Origin of the sequence: Faecalibacterium sp. IP-1-18 (assembly GCF_023347355.1) — a bacterium.
Lineage (GTDB): Bacteria > Bacillota > Clostridia > Oscillospirales > Ruminococcaceae > Faecalibacterium > Faecalibacterium prausnitzii.
Genome location: NZ_CP094472.1, coordinates 1450193 through 1467859, shown reverse-complemented (window position 1 = coordinate 1467859; position 17667 = coordinate 1450193). Strand labels below are relative to the sequence as shown.

Sequence of the window (17667 nt, the reverse complement as noted above, 5' to 3'; positions counted from 1 at the left end):
TTTTAACGTATTATAGGTCAAATTTGACGAGGTGATTTACATGAAAAAGAGCACGTCAAGGATTATCGGTTTGCTAATGTTGATTATAGCTGTTATATTTATAATGTTTGCATTGAACCATCCAGAAATGAGTTTTCCTTGGAACAATACCATTACTTGGTTACTGTATGGTTTATATTTCCTTGTAACAGTCGTGCTGCTTATTGCGCCTAAGATGAAGAAGTAAAAAATTCCAGTTTACACAGCAAAACCCCCGCCTTATGTTCCGGGCAGGAACACAGGGCGGGGGTCTTGTTATTGTTTTGAATCAGGTTTCAGTTCAGTCCTGCGGCTGAGAAGGCTTCCAGTCCTTATAGTTCTCATACCGGCTCTCGCGGATCTTGTGGTGAGACCAGATCTCATCAGCGGTGGGCTGCCAGTCGGCGGCGTAAGCCTTACACTTCTCGCACAGGTGCTCAACGCTTTCCGGAGACTGCAGGTCGGTGCTGTGGGCACCGGTCTCGTGCACCATCTTTTCCAGCAGCTCGGGGTTTTCCAGCATCGGGCAGGGACGCAGATGGTTCTTGTTGAAGGGCTGACCGTTGTGGTAAGCCATGAACAGCGGGCTGTGCAGAATTTCCAGAATAGACTGGTCGTGGATATTGGCGTTGGAGTAGTGGATGAACACGCAGGGCTCGGCGTCACCGGCAGAGTTGATGTGGAAGTAGTTGCGGCCGCCGGCGATGCAGCCGCCCACGAACTCGCCGTCGTTCTGGAAGTCCATGGGGTAGAACGGGATATCGCACGCAGAAGAGCGCAGATAGCGGATACGGTCGATCATATACTTGCGCTGTTCCGGGGTGGGCATCAGCTCCGGGGCGGCCTCATTGCCCACCGGCATATAGTGGAAGTAGAAGCCGAAGTGTGCACCCTTCTCGCAAAGGAGCCGCATGAACGCATCGTTGGTGACGGCCTCGATGTTCTGGCGGGTGTAGCAGATGGAGGTGCCGAAGATAATGCCGTACTTCTTGAGCAGATCCATGGCGTGCATCACAGCGGCATAGTGGCCTTCGCCGCGGCGGGCGTCGTTGGTCTCCGGGGTGCCCTCGATGGACAGCATAAAGGCGATATTGCCCAGACGCTGCACTTCTTCACAGAAGGGCTCGTCGATGAGGGTGGAGTTGGTGTAGATGGCAAACTGCACATCGTTGTGCTTTTCTGCCAGCTTGAGCACGTCCTTCTTGCGCACCAGCGGCTCGCCGCCGGTCAGCATATACAGGTACACGCCCAGCTCCTTGCCCTGCGTGACGATCTTGTCCATATCCTCAAAGCTGAGGTTGTTCTTGTGGCCGTACTCGCCTGCCCAGCAGCCCACGCAGTGCATATTGCAGGCAGAGGTGGGGTCGAACAAAATCAGCCAAGGGATGTTGCACTGGTACTTGACGCGGTTCTCACGGATCATCTTAGTGCCGCGGAAGAAGGCTTCGTACCCCAGATTCAGCGCGGTGGTACGCGCCACATGGGGGTCGGTCTGGTCCAGCACGCAGTTGATGAGTTTCGTCCACTTGCTATTGGGGTCGGTCAGCACCTTTTTGGCGTTCTCGTAGGTCTCGTCGCTGAAGCCGCTGCCGTAGAACTGCTTTGCAGCATCTACCAGCTGGCACATTGTTTTTTCACGGTCTTGCTCGGCGCGGGAAAGCGCCACGTCCACTATTTTACCAAGCGCAGCACGCTGCATCTTGTGAGTCAGATTATCAAGAGATGTATTCATAACTTTTTCCTCCCGAAATGATTCCTTTGGAAATCCTTATTTTGCTTGACCACATCCTACCACTTTGCGCGTTTTTGTGCCATAAACAGAAAATACGCCGTGATGGAAAACCCATCACGGCGTATCCTTTGATAAAATTTTATTGAAGCCGCACAGCCACAAAGCACATCATTCCTCTATTTTCAAGCTGCCGCTGCTCAGGCGGCACAGCGCCCGGCGGAAATCCCCGTGGATCATGGTGCTCACGCGCTCCACCATCTTCTTGGGGTCGCCTCTCATATCCCGGCGGGTCCATTCCAGCGTCATACCCACCAGTGCATACTTGTAAAAATCGACAACAAACTGCTTATCTGCGTCCTGCACGGTGATATCGTGGCATTCACGGTCCGCAAAATCCTTCAGGATGGGGTCCAGCAGCCTATAAAGGTACTGCTCCACCTGTTCCCTGCCCACCGAGCGGTAAACGTTGAGCACAAGGGTCTTGTTATCCTGCAGTTGGCGCAGAACGTCCAGATAGGCTTCGCTCCATGTACCAAAACCCCGGCGGCCTTCCATTGCCTTGGCGGCATCCTCCGCCAAGATCCAGTCCACCAGATCGTAAATATCCTTGAAATGGTAATAAAAGGTCATGCGGTTGACCCCGCAGTCCTCGGTGATATCGTTGATCGTAATTTTGTTCAGGGGCTTTTCCAGCAGCAGCTTCTTGAAAGATGCCTCCAGTGCCCGTTTTGTCGTTTGTGACACAAAAACCCATCCTTTCCCGGCAGACTCCTCTGCCGTTTCCGTAAATGATACCCCATAGTTTATTTTACCGCAAAATACGACCTTATTTCAAGTAGAGATTCTTACCTTTTTATGAAGTTTGTGTGTGCGCTGCCCGCCCCGAAGGTGCTGTTTTTCAATCTGCCCGCCAAAAATAAGACAAAAGTCTTGATTTTCTCCCAGCGGTTGCTTAGAATGAATAAGAAGCAGAATTTTATGCAGTGCATACCTGCCGAGGGAGGGTTATTATTATGATGAAAACCATTGGGTTTTTAGGCTGTGGAAACATGGGCGGTGCTATCGCCCGCGCCGTGTGCAAGGCTACCGAGCCTGAGAATGTATTTCTGGCCAACCGCACGGCGGCCAAGGCCGAAGCACTGGCTGCAGAACTGGGCTGTCAGACCGCCACCAACGCCGAGGTGGCCGGGAACTGCGACCTGATCTTTCTGGCGGTAAAGCCCCAGATGATGGAAGCCATGCTGGAGCCCCTGCGGTTCATCCTTGCCGAGCGCACCAAGCGGTTCGTGCTGTGCACCATGGCCGCCGGCCTGCCGGTGGCACGCATTCAAGAGATGGCGGGCGGCGACTACCCTGTCATCCGCATCATGCCCAACACCCCGGCGTCGGTAGGCGAAGGCATGATCCAGTATTGCTCTGCCAACGTAACCGCCGAGGAAGAGGCTGCATTCTGCCAGCTGATGGCTCCCGCCGGGCGGCTGGACGCCGTAGCCGAGGGCATGATCGATGCCGCAAGCTGCGTCTCCGGCTGCGGCCCGGCATGGGTGTACCAGTTTATTGAAGCGCTGGCCGATGGCGGCGTGGCCTGCGGTCTGCCCCGGGCAAAGGCACAGGAATACGCCGCACAGATGGTACTGGGCAGCGCAAAGCTGGTGCTGGAAAGCGGCAAGTACCCCGGTGCGCTGAAGGATGCTGTGTGCAGCCCCGGCGGCAGCACCATTCAGGGCGTGCGGGTACTGGAAGAACACGGGCTGCGCGGTGCGGTGATGGATGCCGTGCTGGCTGCTTACGACAAAACAAAGGAAATGGGAAAGGGTTAATGGAATCATGCGCATCGTTGTGAAAGTAGGCACCTCCACATTGGCATACCCCACCGGGCGGCTGAACATCCGCCATGCAGAGGAACTGGTCAAGGTATTGAGCGATTTAAAGAACGAGGGACACGAGGTGATTCTGGTGTCCTCCGGCGCCATCGGCATGGGCGTAGGCAAGCTTTCGCTGCCTGCACGTCCCAAGGATACCACCACCAAGCAGGCCTGCGCCGCCGTGGGGCAGTGCGAGCTGATGTACACCTACGACCGGCTGTTCAGTGCCTACGATCACACGGTAGCGCAGATCCTGCTTACCGGCGTGGACGTGGAGCACACCGAACGCCGAGTGAACATCCAGAACACCCTGACCCGTCTGCTGGAACTGGGTGCACTGCCCATCATCAATGAAAACGACAGCGTTGCCACCGATGAGATCACCTCCATTGGCGACAATGACACGCTGGCCGCTATTGTGGCCTGCTGCTGCAAGGCCGACTTGCTGGTGCTGCTGAGCGACATCGACGGCCTGTACACTGCGAACCCCCACACCCACCCGGATGCGGCACTGATCCCGCTGGTGGAGGAGATCACCCCGGAGGTGATGGCGCTGGCAGACGGTGCAGGCTCTGCACTGGGCACCGGCGGCATGGCAACCAAGCTGCGGGCTGCCCGCATGGTGACCGGCAGCGGTGCAGATATGGTCATTGCCAACGGCGCACACCCGGAACTGCTGTATGATATCGCTGCGGGCAAGCCCATCGGCACCCGCTTTGCCGGGCACAAGCAGCCCACACTGTCCACACAGGAGGTTTGAGCTATGACCACACAGGAAATTCTGGAAGCCGCCCGCGGGGCAAAGGCTGCGCTGGCACTGGCTGATAGCACCAGCCGCGCACAGGCACTGCACAGTATGGCTGCGCAGCTGTGCAGCCCGGCAAACATGACGGCTATCCTTGCCGCCAACGCCGACGATATGGCCGCTGCAAAGGGACATATCAGCGAGGTGATGCTGGATCGTCTTGCCCTGACCGAGGAGCGCATCCGCGCCATGGCAAAGGGCATTGAAGAGGTCGCTGCCCTGCCCGACCCGGTGGGCCGGGTGCTGAAGCGGGTGGAGCGCCCCAACGGGCTGGTGATCGAAAAGACCGCCGTGCCCATGGGTGTGATTGCTATCATCTACGAGAGCCGTCCCAACGTGACCAGCGATGCTGCCGCCCTTGCCATCAAGAGCGGCAACGCCTGCATCTTGCGCTGCGGCAAGGAGGCATGGTGCAGCGCCAACGCCATTGTACAGGCGCTGCGGCAGGGGCTGCGGGAGAACGGTCTGCCTGAAAACGCGGTCTGCCTGATCGAGGACACCACCCACGCCTCTGCCAACGCCCTGATGACTGCCGTGGGCTATGTGGATCTGCTGATCCCCCGGGGCGGTGCAGGGCTGATCCGCGCCTGCGTGGAAAACGCCAAGGTACCCTGCATCCAGACCGGTACCGGCATCTGCCACATTTTTGTGGACGACACCGCCGATCAGGCCAAGGCGCTGGATATTATTGAAAACGCCAAGGCCAGCCGCCCCAGCGTGTGCAACGCCGAGGAGGTGTGTCTGGTGCACTCTGCCATTGCGCAGGAGTTTCTGCCCAAGCTTGCACAGCATCTTGGCCCCGACCGCGTGGCTGCGGGCAAGCTGCCGGTAGAGCTGCGGCTGGACGCACGCGCCGCCGCCATCATTCCCGGCACACCTGCCGGTCCTGCGGACTTTGACACCGAGTTTCTGGACTATATTCTTGCCGTCAAGGTGGTGGACAGTGTAGATGAGGCCATTGCCCACATTGCGCAGCACTCCACCGGCCATAGCGAGGCCATCCTGACCCAGACGCAGGCAGACGCCGACCGGTTCACCGCTGCGGTAGACAGCGCCGCCGTGTATGTAAACTGCTCCACCCGCTTTACGGACGGCGGCGAGTTTGGTCTGGGCTGCGAGATGGGCATCTCTACCCAGAAGCTGCACGCCCGGGGACCCATGGGGCTGGAGGAGCTTTGCAGCTACAAGTACGTTATCCACGGTGACGGGCAGATTCGCTGATCTCCCCTGCCCCAGCTTCTTCATAATTTTTTTACAATTCTGTCCGGCCTGCGGGCGTGGCAGAGCAAGTTTTTCACAGTTGAAAAAAATTTCCTGTACAGGCCGATGCAAGCTGCTTTGGCCTGTATTTTTGTTTTACCGGGATGGACTGTATTTTAAAATGAATATGAAAACTGAAAAATTTTTCACCTTTCCCATAAAACGAGCGTTCTTGGATAGCGGTATGTATCCAAGAATTCGCCGTTTCTCACAATGTAAAAGTAGTACTTTTATGTTTTTATAGGTCAAAAAAGCAAAATTTTCTCTTGACAGAGCTTTTTTTGTGCGGTAAAACTATAGTGTAAGATTTGATATCGATTTCACTCCCGTTTCACAGGATTTCAAAATTCGTACATCATAACTGGTGCATTGTAAAAATAAGTAAAGGAGAGAGCATCCTATGACGATCGCAATTCTTGCCCACGATTCCCGCAAAGAACTGGCTCTGCAGTTCTGTACCGCTTACAGTGCCATCCTTTCCCGCAATAATGTTATCGCCACCGGTACCACCGGCCGGATGCTTGCCCAGACTACCGGTCTGCCGGTGCACTGCTACCTTTCCGGCAAGCTGGGCGGTGTACAGCAGATCACCTCCCGCGTTGCCTGTGATGAAGTGGATCTGGTGCTGTTCTTCCGCGACCCGCTGAAGGCCGATGCCGCCAGCCTGACTGAACAGAATCTGCTGCGCCTGTGCGATATGCACAGCGTACCCATTGCCACCAACATTGCTACCGCAGAGGTGCTGCTGCGTGGTCTGGATCAGGGAGATCTGGACTACCGTGAGGGGATGCACCCGGCTATGATCGAGCCGATCCCCGCCATGCAGGCCCGTGCCGTGTAAGCGTTTATTTGTGTGTTACTTTGTGTATAGAGGGAAAAAAGGAGCTATCGCAGCGTGTTGTGCGATAGCTCCTTTTGTTATAATGATATCCTGCCCGCAGGGCAAACATTACTCCTTAAAATAAGCTTTCTGGACAGCCAGCAGCACACCGGCGCGGCTGGCGGCAAAGTTCAAGCCGCCCTGCAAATAACAGGTATAAGGGGCGCGCAGAGGACCGTCGCAGGAAAGCTCGATGGTGCTGCCCTGCGTAAAGCTGCCGCTGGCCATGACCACCTCGTCGGTGTAGCCCGGCTCCGGGCTGGGTTCCGGGGCGGCGTAGCTGTCCACGGGGCTGGCAGCCTGAATACCCTGACAGAAGCCGATGAGCGCCTCTGCCGTACCGGCATCAAAGCAGGTGACGATATCGTTGTGAGCCTCGCAGTAGCGTGGGATGGGCTTTTTGCCCAGCAGCTCCAGCATACACTGGGCGTAGATGGCGGTCTTAATGGCCTCGCACACCACACCGGGGGCGTAGTAGAAGCCCAGATACATATTCCGGGGGGTCTCCAGCGTGCAGCCCAACTCCTTGCCAAGGCCGGGGGCGTTCAGGCGGTAAGCGCACAGTTCCACCAGATCCTTGCGACCCACGATGTAGCCGCCGGTGGGAGCAATGCCGCCGCCGGGGTTCTTGATCAGGCTGCCCACTGCGATATCCGCGCCCACCTGACAGGGCTCCTGCGTCTGGGTGAACTCGCCGTAGCAGTTATCCACAAAGATGATGATCTCCGGGTTTGCGGCGCGGGCGGTATCGGCAATTTTGCGGATGGTAGCCAGATCAAAGGCGTTGCGCTGTAAATAGCCGCGGCTGCGCTGGATATGGCACACCTTTGCGCCGGGGGCTTTTTTGGCGATCAGGTCGTAATCCGGGGTGAAGTCGGCCTTGAGGGGGGCTTCATCATAGTTTACGCCGTAGTCCATCAGAGTGCCGGTGCCCCTGCCCTTGCCGTCCAGACCAATGACGCCCTCCAGCGTATCGTAGGGGCGGCCGGTGGCGGCCAGCAGGGTGTCCCCTGCCCGCAGCAGACCGAACAGCGCCACCGCCAGCGTGTGGGTGCCGCTTTGGAACTGGCTGCGCACCAGTGCATCCTCTGCGCCCATGACCTGCGCAAAAATCTGCTCCAGCTTGGCGCGGCCGGTATCCCACAGGCCGTAGCCGGTGGTGCCCAGCATATCGGTGGAGGACATCTGGGTATCGGCAAAGGCCTTGAGCATCTTCAGCTGGTTGAAATCCCGGATTTCCTCCATCTGGCGGAAGTAGGGTTGGCACAACTCCATGGCCTTTTCGTCCAGCGCCAGCACCTCGGGCTTATAATCAAAAAAGTGGTTCAGAATCGACATTATAACGTGATAGTTCCTTCCTGTTATTATTGGGTTCTTTGTGCAAGAAGCTTTAACATTTCTCGGGCACATAGCGGGCGTACTCTGCCTGTTTTGCAAAGCCAAGGCGGGTATAAAACCGCACCCGCTCCGGTGCACAGAGGAATACCGGGCGCAGCCCTTCGGCGGCAAGGCTGTTAGCCATTTCCACAATGAGCCGCCCGCCGATGCCCTTGCCCCGCAGCGGCTCTGCGGTCTGCCCGCAGGCCATGTAGGCTTGCCCATTGCACAGGGCATAAGCGCCCACGGTGCAAACGACTGTACTTCCCTGCTCCAGCGTCCATGCCACTGCCCTGCCCCGGCTGCGCTTTGTGCACAGTTCTGAGTAAAAGTCTGCCTGCCGGGTGAGGTCTGCGGGATAAAGTGCTTCTGCCACCCGGGCAGCAGAAGCTTCCCGGCAGAGGGTCAGCTGCGTCCACAAAGATTCGTCCACGGCGGGCAGGGGCAGCGGCCCAGCCTGCGGCAACCCGAACACGGTCAGCGTTTCTGCTTTCCGCCAGCCATCCGGCGGCGGGCAAACGGCTTCGTCCAGAATGGCGCTCTCGCACCCGCAGAAGGACAAAAAGCCTGCCAATTCTGCGGGGTTTGCGTGCCCAGCCAGCCATGCCGTGCTGCCGGAAAGTTCCAGCGCCAGCGTGGGGCCCGCGTAGAACCGCCACGGCTGACTTTTGCGAAAGAGCGCACAGTCCAGCGGCAGCAGAGCGTCCAGCACCGGCAGACCCCGGCAGGCATTCGCGAACCGGGTGCGGCGCTTTACATCCTTTACCTGTGCGATCACTTGAGCGCGTTGACGATCTTTTTGAACTCGCGGCCGCGCACTTCAAAGTTGGGGTACAGGTCAAAAGAAGCACTTGCCGGGGACAGGATGATGATATCGCCGGGCTTTGCGGCGGCACGCGCCAGCTCTACGGCGTGCTGCATATTGTCTGCGTGTTGAATGGGCAGAGCGGCTTCGTCAAAGCCGGAGCACTCCCGTACAGCCTGCTCGATGCGGGGGCCAGTCGCGCCCATCAGCACCAGATTTTTGACGTGGGCGATGATCTCCGGTGCCAGCGGCTCGTAGGGGATGTGCTTATCGTAGCCGCCCGCGATGAGGATGACCTTCCGGTCAAAGCTGCGCAGACCGGCAATGGTACGGGTGGGGCTGGTGCCGATGGAATCGTTATAGTACAGCACGCCGTCCAGAGTACGCACCGGCTCAATGCGGTGCTCCACGCCGGTAAAGGTGCTGCCCACCTGACGGATAGCCTCTACGGGCACCTCGCCCCACACGGCAGCGGCAGCAGCCAGCAGGTTTTCAATGTTGTGCAGACCGCGCAGCTTGACATCCTTCTGGGCAAGGAAGGGGGTCACGACACCATCCTCGGCCATGCAGAGCATGCCGTCCTCCTTGCGCAGGAAGGCACCGTTGTCGGTATCGTGCAGGCGGGTGAACCACACCTGCTTGCCCTTGCAGTCTGCCTGCATGGAGCGGCTGATCTCGTTCTCATAGCCCAACACGGCGCGGCAGGGCTGCTTCTGGTACAGCAGGATATTGCGCTTGGCATTGATGTATTCCTGCATATCCTTGTGGTGATCCAGATGGTTCGGGGTCACGTTGGTGACCACCGCAATGTTGGGGCTGGCGTGCATGCTGATCAGCTGGAAGCTGGACAGCTCTACCACAGCCACATCCTCCGGGGACACCTCCGGCAGCATGGGCAGCAGTGCTGCGCCGATATTGCCGCCCAAGTGCACCTTGCGGCCTGCGGCCTCGTAGAACTTGGAGATAAGGGTGGTGGTGGTGGTCTTGCCGTCCGAGCCGGTCACTGCTACGATCTCGCAGGGGCAGAAATCGAAGAACAGTTCCACCTCACTGGTGACCATGGTGCCGGCGGCCATGGCATCCTGCAGGGGCTTTTCAAAGTAACCCACAAAGCCCGGGGTGCGCATGATGATGTCCTGCCCCTTGAAGCCGTCCAGATAGTTTTCGCCAAGGCTCAGGTCGATGCCCAACTCCCGGATGGTGGCGGCGTAATCGCCAAAGTCCTCCACGCTCTTTTTCTGGTCGCACAGGGTCACATGAGCACCCAGCTCCACAAACTCCTTGATGAGGGTCTTGTGGCTGACGCCTGCGCCGATAAAGGCGACCTTTTTGCCCTGAATAAGCTGGGCAAGCTTCTGCTGATCTTTCTGCATAAAAACAGTTCCTCCTCTAATAGGATCATGGTATAACACCGCGCCGCACGGGCAGCGCGGGGATCACTTCGCTGTACCATTATAGTCCATTTGCGCGCAATTGGCAACGGAAAACCGCACAGTCTGCTTCAAAAAGCCCGATAAATTCACAAAAAGGCAATTGTTTTTTCTGCTGCTTTCTGCTACACTTGTCGTTGCAGAGCGTTTTTTGCCGTTTCTGCGCGAAGATAAACGGAATGAGGTTATTCTTTTTGAAACGATGGTTGCGTTTTACCGCAGCGGTGCTGGCTGCTGCGTTTCTTTTTGCTCTGACCGGCTGTGGCAGCTCCACAAACTCTGCCAGCTTTACTTGGTTTGTGGACAGCATCCCCGCAAATCTGGACCCGCAGGTAGCCTCCGGTGCATCGGATGTCATCGCCTGCGAGAACCTGTACGGCACGCTGGTGCGCAAGGACCCGGACGGCGAACTTGTGCCGGGGCTCTGTGAGAAGTGGACGGTCTCCTCAGACGGGCTGACCTACACCTTTACCCTGAAGGACGGCCTGACCTACGCTGCCGCCAAGGGTGCCGCCACAGAGTACGACATTACCGCCGAGGATTTTGTATTTGCCTTCCGGCGCATTTTCCATGCCGAGACCGCCTCGCCCTATGCGGTGGAGTTTTCCGCCATTCAGAACAGCGCCGCCGTGCTGGCGGGACTTGCAGACGAAAGCAGTCTGGGCGTTTCGGCCAATGGGCCGCTGACGTTGGTGTTCCGGCTGAGCGAGCGGGACGATAACTTTTTAGCAAAGCTGGCCATGCCCGGTGCAGCCCCTTGTGACGAGGCCTTTTTTGAGAGCACCCGGGGCACCTACGGGCTGACCGCACAGACCACACTTGCCAGCGGTAGCTTTTACCTGTATAACTGGACGGCAAGCGGCCTGTTTTTGCGCCGTACCGTGGAAAGCCCGTTGGTCGGCAGTCTGCGTCTGGTGCAGGACACCAGCGGCAGCGGCAAGAGCGCAGCCCAGCTCATTGCTGATGACAAATGCTCTGCCGCGCTGGACGAGAGCGGCGAAACCACCAGCTTACAGACGGTAAGCTATTCCGACACCACATGGGCACTGCTGTTCAACGCGGCGGAGGGGTCGGTGTTCCAGAACCAGCAGCTGCGGCAGGCGCTGGCCGGTATTGCCCGGGAAAACGCCGATGTGCCCTCCAGCGGCCTGTACGCCGCTGCAAAGGGACTTGTGCCGGAGGGTCTGACCGTGGATGGGCTGGACTACCGCGAAACTGCCGGGGATCCCCTGCCCACCATCCCGGAGCCAAAGGCCCTGTATCTGGCTGCGCGGCAGGGCATGGCTACCTCGGATTTTTCCGGCGTGACCCTGCTGCTGCCCAAGAACGCCGGGCTGGGCGAACTGGCCGACCAGATCAACAGCGCATGGCAGAAGGAGTGTTCCCTGTTCTTCTCGGTGGAAGAGGTAGAGCAGGACGAGTTTGATGCCCGCATTGCCGCTGGGAAATACACCATTGCCCTTGCGCCCATCCGTGCTGAGGGCGGCAGCGTATATCAGATGCTGCAGCAATTCACCGCTGAGGGCGGCAGCCTGACCGGCTACGCCGATACCGTTTATGCCGACCGGCTGGCACTGAGCGCACAGCAGACCGGCAAGGACCGTTGCGCTCTGTTGGCGCAGTGCGAGCGGCAGCTGCTGGAAAGTTGCACCGTGGTGCCCCTGATGGCGCAGCAGAAACGTCTGCTGCTGGCAAACGGCGTGCGGGACTTGGTATTCGACCCGTTCTTCCCGGTGCTGGACCTGACTTGGGCCAAAATGAGCTGACCGCAAATTTCGTGTGGAAAAGCCTTGACATTCCTGCCCTGCTTTGTTACAATAATGGAGCACTTGCAGGGTTAGCTCATCCGGTAGAGCGACTGCTTCCCAAGCAGTAGGCGGCGGGTTCGAGTCCCGTATCCTGCTCCAGAATATGGCGGTGAAACGTTCAGAATCTGTTCATTTCACCGCTTTTTTGTTTGTGTCCATTTCAAAAAATGACGTAAAATTTCGTGTTTTCCGCTCACAATCTAGCAGATAATGGAACAAAAAACACTCCCGGGCTTTTTATGGAAAGTCCGGGAGTGTTTGCGTTTACTTGATTTTATGCCGTGTTACTTTGCAACGAGCTCTGCGGCAAGGGCGTCCATCTGTGCCTCGGCAGCGGCATTGGCGGCAGAGCGGATGGTGACCACATTCTCGCAGAGGGTGATGTTCTTCATGCTCTCCAGCTCGGCACGCATAAGCTTTGCAGCCATGGGTGCCCAAGTGCCGTTTTCCATCAGGCCGACGGTGCGGTTCTGGAAGCTCTTGGTCTTGAGGTGAGTCAGCAGATTCTCCATCGGCGGGAAGAGGAAGCCGTCGTAGGTGGCGCAGGCCAGCACGATCTTACCGCAGCGGAAGGCTTCGGTAACGGCATAGGAAACATCCGTGCGGGTCAGATCCATCTCCACCACCTTTGCGCCCTGTGCACGCAGCTTTTCAGCCATGGTGTGGGCAGCGGCACGGGTGTGGCCGTGGATGGAGGCACTGGCTACCAGAATCTTTTCCGGCTCCTCGGCCTTGTAGCTGGACCAGAGATCGTAGTAGTTCAGGTACTTGCTCAGATCACCGGTAAGCACCGGGCCGTGCAGCGGGCAGATCGTCTTGATGTCCAGTGCCGCAGCCTTTTTGAGCAATGCCTGCACCTGCGGGCCGTACTTGCCCACAATGTTCAGGTAGTAGCGACGGGCTTCGCTGGCCCAGTCGGCGTTTTCGTCAAACTTTGCCACTGCACCAAAGCGGCCAAAGCCATCGGCGGAGAACAGCACCTTCTCGCTGCTCTCGTAGCTGACCATGACCTCCGGCCAGTGCACCATGGGGGCAAACACAAAGGTGAGGGTGTGGGCACCAAGGCTCAGGCTCTCGCCGTCCTTCACTACCACGCGGCGCTCCGGGGCAATGGCATCTGCGCCAAAGAACTGCTCCATATACTGGAAGGTCTTGGCGTTGCCCACCACCTGCATCTCCGGGTAGAGGGCTGCCAGCTTTGCCACGTTGGCACCGTGATCCGGCTCCATGTGGGAGACCACCAGATAGGCGGGCTTGCAATCGCCCAGTGCCTCGGCAAGGTTTTCCAGCCAAGGCTCGGTGGCGCGGGCGTCCACCGTGTCCAGAATGGTGGTCTTTTCGTCCAGAATGACATAGGAATTATAGCTGACCCCGGTGGGCACCGGATACTGGCTCTCGAACAGGTCGATGGTAGTATCGTCCACGCCCACACCAAGGATGGCTTCGCTGATTTTTTTCATGCTCATACCGTTCAGACTCCTTTTGGGTTTATCTTGTGCCGTAAATTGGCAAATATTTCTGAGAACAATTCCTATTGTAGCACATCGTCAGAAATTTCGCAAGGGATAATGCGGGGAGCTTCTGCGCATCAAAGCTCTTCCCCGCTCTCCGGCAGACGTGCCGTTACCGGTCTGCCCGGCTCGGTGTCCAGTTCCAGCAGGGTGGCAGCGGTGTTCTCGTCCAGTGTCTGCACTGCACGCAGCTTGCGGCTGATGGCGCGGCTGCGCACCCCGATGAGGTTATCCAGCTCTTCGTCCGTCTGGCGCAGGCGCTGCTGCATTTTGGAAAGCCCCTGCCCGAACTTATCGAACTCGGTCTTGACCGCACCCAGCAGCTGCCACACCTCGCCGGAGCGCTTCTGGATGGCAAGGGTCTTGAAGCCCATTTGCAGACTGTTGAGCAGCGCCGCCATGGTGCTGGGGCCGGCCACGTTCACCTGATAATCCCGCTGCAAAACTTCCAGCAGCCCGGCGTTCACCACCTCGGCATACAGACCCTCAAAGGGCAGAAACAGAATGCCGAAAGCCGTGGTATAGGGCGGCTCCACATATTTTTCCCGGATATCCTTTGCCTCGCTGCGCAGCACCAGTTCCAGTGCGTGGCGGGCGTTTTCCACTGCCTGTGCATCGCCGGAGGCCTGCGCATCCTGCAGGTGGGCATAGGTATCGCCGGGGAATTTGGAGTCGATGGGCAGCCAGACACTGTTGCCGTCCACACCGGGCATACGGATGGCGTACTCCACCCGCTGGGTGCTGCCGGGGATGGTGGCTACGTTGGTGTCGTACTGCTCCGGCGCAAGGATCTCTTCCAGAATCGCACCCAGCTGGATCTCGCCCAGAATGCCGCGGGTCTTAACGCCGGAGAGTACCTGCTTCAGCCCGCCCACATCGGCGGCAAGGCTCTGCATCTCGCCCAAGCCCTTGTACACTTGTTCCAGCTGGTCGTTGACCGCCTTAAAGCTTTCGGTCACCCGCTTTTGCAGCGCGTCCTGCAATTGCTCGTCCACAGTGTGGCGGATCTCGTCCAGCTTCTGGGCGTTCTGTGCCTGCATGGCGGCAAGGCCGTCTGCCAGCGCTTTGCGCATCTCTTCCAGCTTGCGGGCGTTGGAGGCTTCCAGCCCCTGCAAGCGCTGCTCCATGGTCTGCTGCTGGGTGTTCTGCCCTGCCGTCAGGGTGCTGCTCATGCCCTGCACTGCGGTTTGCAGGGTATCGCTGATGTGCGCCATCGCGGCCAGATTCTGCTGTGCCTGCTGCGCCTGCTTTTCTTCCAGCACCCGCGCCTGCGCTTCCAGCTGCTGGCGCAGCCACTCCTTCAGGGCTTCATCGTCCTGCTGAGCTGCGGGCTTGCCGGTGCGGTGCAGCAAAAGCGCCTGCAGCAGGCAGATGGCCACCAGCAGAAGCGTGTACAGTCCTGCCAAAAATTCCATAGACATTCTCCTTTTAACTCAAAAATCCGGGTCTTGCGGTAATGGCAGACCCGGATGTGCTTATACTTCCTGATGCTTTACGATCTCCTGCGTGGTCTCCACCTGCTGGCCGTACAGACCCACGCCGTCTACCTCCATCTCGCCTACCTGATTATCACAGGGGTCGGCGCGGAAGGAGCACATGGGCGGGTCGAAAGGCGCGCAGATGTCGCTGTTGGCCACCATGCGGTCGGTGTCCAGATTGCCGAAGTAGTGCAGGCGCATCTTCTCGTTGCCCGCACGCGCCATGGAGGCACCGGCAGAGCAATCGGCGTACATCCAGCCCTTGGGGGCAATATAGAACATTGCCCAGTCGTGGCAGCCGGCTGTCTCCGGCCGTGCCACCATGCCGCTCTGCCACTTTGCCGGGATGCCTGCAATGCGGCAAAGAGTGATAAAAGTAGCGGCCATCACGCCGCAATCGCCCCGGCGGCTGCGGGCACAGTTATCGGTGATGTTCTCGTGTACAAAATACATAGGCTGGAAGTGGTAGTGCACATTCAGGGTGACAAAATCATAAATGCGCTTTGCCTTCTGCACCGGGTCGGTAATGCCCTCGGTCAGCTGCGCAGCCAGTGCCTTCATATAGGGGGTAAAGGCGATGTGGGGCAGCTGCTCGGCGGTGTCAAAATCCGGCTGCACCGGGTCGGCCTGCATTTCCAGCGGGGCAGCGTAGTGCGCAGTGCTGCGGTAGCTGTACTGTGCCCCAAAGCGGCAGTTCTCGGCAAGGTCTGCCTCCCAGTACGCGGTGCGCTGGGGTGCGGTTTCCGGCGCAATATAAGTGGGCTGGGCGGTAAAGCTGTCCAGCGTGATATTGCTCTGTGCCGGGCAGGCAGCAGGCAGCGGCAACCACACCTTGACGTGCACGGTGTTTCTGCCCTTGGCCTTTGCGGCGGCAAGGGCGCGGGCAAAGGTTTCGTCAGTCATGCCGATGCTGGTGCGCAGGGTGATGTTTGCGCTGGCTGCGCCGGTGCGCACCATTTGGTCGTGCTGGGGTTCAAAACGATCCCAGCTGCGCTCCGGGACGGGCGGGTCCAGCTGACGGGCGGCAAGGTCGGGATGGGTAGCCACCAGCGTTTCGGCGGCGCGGTAGATATAGCGCTTCTGCCCTTCCACAAAGCGCCAGTCCATCTGCCCGGCAGCGTCCAGTGCGGCGAACTCCTCTGCGGTAAAGTCCCGCAGGGTGGCCTGCAGCTTGTTCAGCAGCTGGTCGGCGGTGAGAGTGTAGTCCCGCGGCAGACGGCGCAAAATTTCCCGGTGTGCCAATAGACCCTGCCGCCACGCATCCACGCCGTGGGGGGTGGGGTTTACCGGCAGCGCACCCTGCGGGTGTAGGGGCTGGTTCTGGCTGGCAGTCCAGTCCTCGGCCAGACAGGCATCGATGCGCGCAATGGCGGCGTCGTAGTAACCGGCCTCTTTCAGGCGGCGGATATCGTCCGGCAGCTCCATATTCAGGTATGCAAAACAAGTATTCTGATCCATCATGTTCTACTCCTTTTTTATTTATGGTCAGGCAGCGGTCTGCTGCTCCCAAAAAGCCACGGCATCTGTCAGCCAGCCCTCGGCATCGGTGGTATAGCCCACCCCGATACTATGCGGCGCAGACTCAAACACCTTCATAACATAAGGTACCTTGTGGGCTTCCAGCGCCGCTTGCAGCGCCGGGCCCTGCACCTGATTGATCATCCAAGGCAGCACCTTGTCGTCCTTCCCGTACCAGAAAAATACCGGCGGATAATCGTCCGTGACAAGATCTGCCACACTGGAGCAGTAATAGTGCCACCCATAGTTGCCGGTATCCATAAGCGCCTGATACGCGATCTTTACCTCTGAAAAGTTCACTACCGGATAAGCCAACAGCAGTGCACCGGGTTTTGCAGCGCCGTAATAGCCGTAGCCGCGCTCCTTATTTGCGAACACGCCCACAAGCTGGCCGCCAGAGGAGTAGCCCACCAGCGCATAGCCCTGTGTATGGATGGAAAGCTCCTCGTCAAGGCTTGTCACCAGCTGCACCGCCCTTGCCAGATCCTCCAGCGGGGCGTTATTGCCCAGATCCAAAAAGGTGCGGTAGCGCAACACGAACACGGCATAGCCCCGGTTATGCAGCTCGTAGGCCGTGGAGCCGCCCTCACCCATCTCCGAGGTTGCGGTCAAGGCGTTGCCGGGCACTACGATAGCGGTTTTGGCGTTGGGGGTCTCGGCCGGATAATAAAACAGCTGCACACAGCCCAGACTGGAATTGTGTTCGATCTCCTCAGGAGTGTAGACCTGATAGGTGACCTTGACGCCCTTATTATAGTTATCAATGATAAGGTTCAGCGCAGCAATGCCGGATTCCCGGTCGGTGTCGCCAAAATAATCGTGCAAGGTCTTGTTTTTCCAGCGTTCCACCATCAGCGGCGTCATCTCACGGCAATATGTATAATAGCCGCTTCCCTGGATCGCCGGGTTTGCGCGCAGCTGAGCCATTGTAGTTTCTGCCGTGACATGGGGTGCGCTCTCTGCGCCAAAGGCAGGCAGCGCCGCGCAAAGCATAAGCCAAACCATACACAGCAGTACCCGGACAGTTTTTCTCATACATCCTCCATGGGATACGGCGCACCCCCCGCGCCGCATTCTTGTTCCCTTATTGTATCACAAACAGGTGAGATGTCAAAACAATTTCTGTGCAGTCCGCTTCTTGTACCGCGCGGCAAATTCTGCTATACTGAAATTTATCCGG

At 58.2% G+C, this 17667-nt stretch carries 14 protein-coding genes and 1 tRNA gene; 6 read left to right on the top strand and 9 right to left on the bottom strand.

The window, feature by feature from the left end:
- Positions 1-319: 319 nt before the first annotated feature.
- Positions 320-1750, bottom strand: coding sequence for a radical SAM protein (locus MTP43_RS06980; protein WP_113621028.1), 1431 nt, complete (start codon positions 1748-1750; stop codon positions 320-322).
- Between the two features lie 168 nt (positions 1751-1918).
- Positions 1919-2494 (bottom strand): TetR/AcrR family transcriptional regulator, encoded by a 576-nt coding sequence (locus MTP43_RS06975; protein ID WP_005926248.1) that lies wholly within the window; start codon positions 2492-2494, stop codon positions 1919-1921.
- Positions 2495-2763: 269 nt separating this feature from the next.
- Here MTP43_RS06975 and proC point away from each other — a divergent pair, with 269 nt between their 5' ends.
- The 4 genes from proC (at position 2764) to MTP43_RS06955 (ending at position 6521) form a co-directional block, all read left to right on the top strand.
- Positions 2764-3570, top strand: coding sequence for a pyrroline-5-carboxylate reductase (gene proC / locus MTP43_RS06970; protein WP_249235179.1), 807 nt, complete (start codon positions 2764-2766; stop codon positions 3568-3570).
- A 7-nt stretch (positions 3571-3577) separates the two neighbouring features.
- Positions 3578-4375 carry a glutamate 5-kinase gene (gene proB, locus MTP43_RS06965; protein ID WP_113621027.1) on the top strand — a complete coding sequence of 266 codons (798 nt, stop codon included), beginning with the start codon at positions 3578-3580 and terminating at the stop codon, positions 4373-4375.
- A gap of 3 nt (positions 4376-4378) precedes the next feature.
- Positions 4379-5641 carry a glutamate-5-semialdehyde dehydrogenase gene (locus MTP43_RS06960; RefSeq protein ID WP_113621026.1) on the top strand — a complete coding sequence of 421 codons (1263 nt, stop codon included), beginning with the start codon at positions 4379-4381 and terminating at the stop codon, positions 5639-5641.
- Positions 5642-6080: 439 nt separating this feature from the next.
- Complete coding sequence (locus tag MTP43_RS06955) at positions 6081-6521, top strand: methylglyoxal synthase (RefSeq protein WP_005926266.1); 441 nt, start codon at positions 6081-6083, stop codon at positions 6519-6521.
- Positions 6522-6629: 108 nt separating this feature from the next.
- Here the strand turns inward: MTP43_RS06955 and MTP43_RS06950 are convergent, their stop codons facing one another.
- Genes MTP43_RS06950 through murD form a run of 3 tightly spaced genes read right to left on the bottom strand, consistent with a single transcriptional unit; the run spans position 6630 to position 10115 of the window.
- Positions 6630-7898 (bottom strand): methionine gamma-lyase family protein, encoded by a 1269-nt coding sequence (locus MTP43_RS06950; RefSeq protein ID WP_015538437.1) that lies wholly within the window; start codon positions 7896-7898, stop codon positions 6630-6632.
- Positions 7899-7950: 52 nt separating this feature from the next.
- Positions 7951-8715, bottom strand: coding sequence for a GNAT family N-acetyltransferase (locus MTP43_RS06945; protein ID WP_113621025.1), 765 nt, complete (start codon positions 8713-8715; stop codon positions 7951-7953).
- Positions 8712-10115 carry a UDP-N-acetylmuramoyl-L-alanine--D-glutamate ligase gene (gene murD / locus MTP43_RS06940; protein ID WP_005926274.1) on the bottom strand — a complete coding sequence of 468 codons (1404 nt, stop codon included), beginning with the start codon at positions 10113-10115 and terminating at the stop codon, positions 8712-8714. Before murD ends, MTP43_RS06945 begins: the two co-directional genes overlap by 4 nt.
- 251 nt (positions 10116-10366) lie before the next feature.
- Here murD and MTP43_RS06935 point away from each other — a divergent pair, with 251 nt between their 5' ends.
- Both MTP43_RS06935 and MTP43_RS06930 read left to right on the top strand, forming a co-directional pair.
- Entirely contained in the window at positions 10367-11938 is a 1572-nt protein-coding gene (locus tag MTP43_RS06935) for an ABC transporter substrate-binding protein (protein WP_223474353.1), read from the top strand.
- Positions 11939-12003: 65 nt separating this feature from the next.
- Positions 12004-12079: transfer RNA gene (locus MTP43_RS06930), tRNA-Gly, on the top strand.
- 185 nt (positions 12080-12264) lie between these two features.
- Here the strand turns inward: MTP43_RS06930 and MTP43_RS06925 are convergent.
- The 4 genes from MTP43_RS06925 to MTP43_RS06910 all read right to left on the bottom strand — a co-directional run bounded on the left by MTP43_RS06925 (position 12265) and on the right by MTP43_RS06910 (position 17522).
- Positions 12265-13446 (bottom strand): FprA family A-type flavoprotein, encoded by a 1182-nt coding sequence (locus MTP43_RS06925; protein ID WP_005926278.1) that lies wholly within the window; start codon positions 13444-13446, stop codon positions 12265-12267.
- 122 nt (positions 13447-13568) lie between these two features.
- Positions 13569-14906 carry a DNA recombination protein RmuC gene (rmuC, locus tag MTP43_RS06920; RefSeq protein ID WP_015538435.1) on the bottom strand — a complete coding sequence of 446 codons (1338 nt, stop codon included), beginning with the start codon at positions 14904-14906 and terminating at the stop codon, positions 13569-13571.
- 60 nt (positions 14907-14966) lie between these two features.
- Positions 14967-16430, bottom strand: a complete 1464-nt coding sequence (locus tag MTP43_RS06915; RefSeq protein WP_249235178.1) for a transglutaminase-like domain-containing protein — start codon at positions 16428-16430, stop codon at positions 14967-14969.
- Positions 16431-16454: 24 nt separating this feature from the next.
- Positions 16455-17522, bottom strand: coding sequence for an alpha/beta hydrolase (locus MTP43_RS06910; protein ID WP_113621022.1), 1068 nt, complete (start codon positions 17520-17522; stop codon positions 16455-16457).
- Positions 17523-17667: the final 145 nt, after the last annotated feature.

Bases quoted from the DNA above. Each gene is read 5' to 3' on its own strand.
- MTP43_RS06925 (WP_005926278.1), bottom strand. From the start codon at position 13,446: ATGAGCATGAAAAAAATCAGCGAAGCCATCCTTGGTGTGGGCGTGGAC.
- MTP43_RS06950 (WP_015538437.1), bottom strand. From the start codon at position 7,898: ATGTCGATTCTGAACCACTTTTTTGATTATAAGCCCGAGGTGCTGGCG.
- proC (WP_249235179.1), top strand. From the start codon at position 2,764: ATGATGAAAACCATTGGGTTTTTAGGCTGTGGAAACATGGGCGGTGCT.
- MTP43_RS06915 (WP_249235178.1), bottom strand. From the start codon at position 16,430: ATGATGGATCAGAATACTTGTTTTGCATACCTGAATATGGAGCTGCCG.
- proB (WP_113621027.1), top strand. From the start codon at position 3,578: ATGCGCATCGTTGTGAAAGTAGGCACCTCCACATTGGCATACCCCACC.
- MTP43_RS06910 (WP_113621022.1), bottom strand. From the start codon at position 17,522: ATGAGAAAAACTGTCCGGGTACTGCTGTGTATGGTTTGGCTTATGCTT.
- MTP43_RS06960 (WP_113621026.1), top strand. From the start codon at position 4,379: ATGACCACACAGGAAATTCTGGAAGCCGCCCGCGGGGCAAAGGCTGCG.
- murD (WP_005926274.1), bottom strand. From the start codon at position 10,115: ATGCAGAAAGATCAGCAGAAGCTTGCCCAGCTTATTCAGGGCAAAAAG.
- rmuC (WP_015538435.1), bottom strand. From the start codon at position 14,906: ATGGAATTTTTGGCAGGACTGTACACGCTTCTGCTGGTGGCCATCTGC.
- MTP43_RS06980 (WP_113621028.1), bottom strand. From the start codon at position 1,750: ATGAATACATCTCTTGATAATCTGACTCACAAGATGCAGCGTGCTGCG.
- MTP43_RS06955 (WP_005926266.1), top strand. From the start codon at position 6,081: ATGACGATCGCAATTCTTGCCCACGATTCCCGCAAAGAACTGGCTCTG.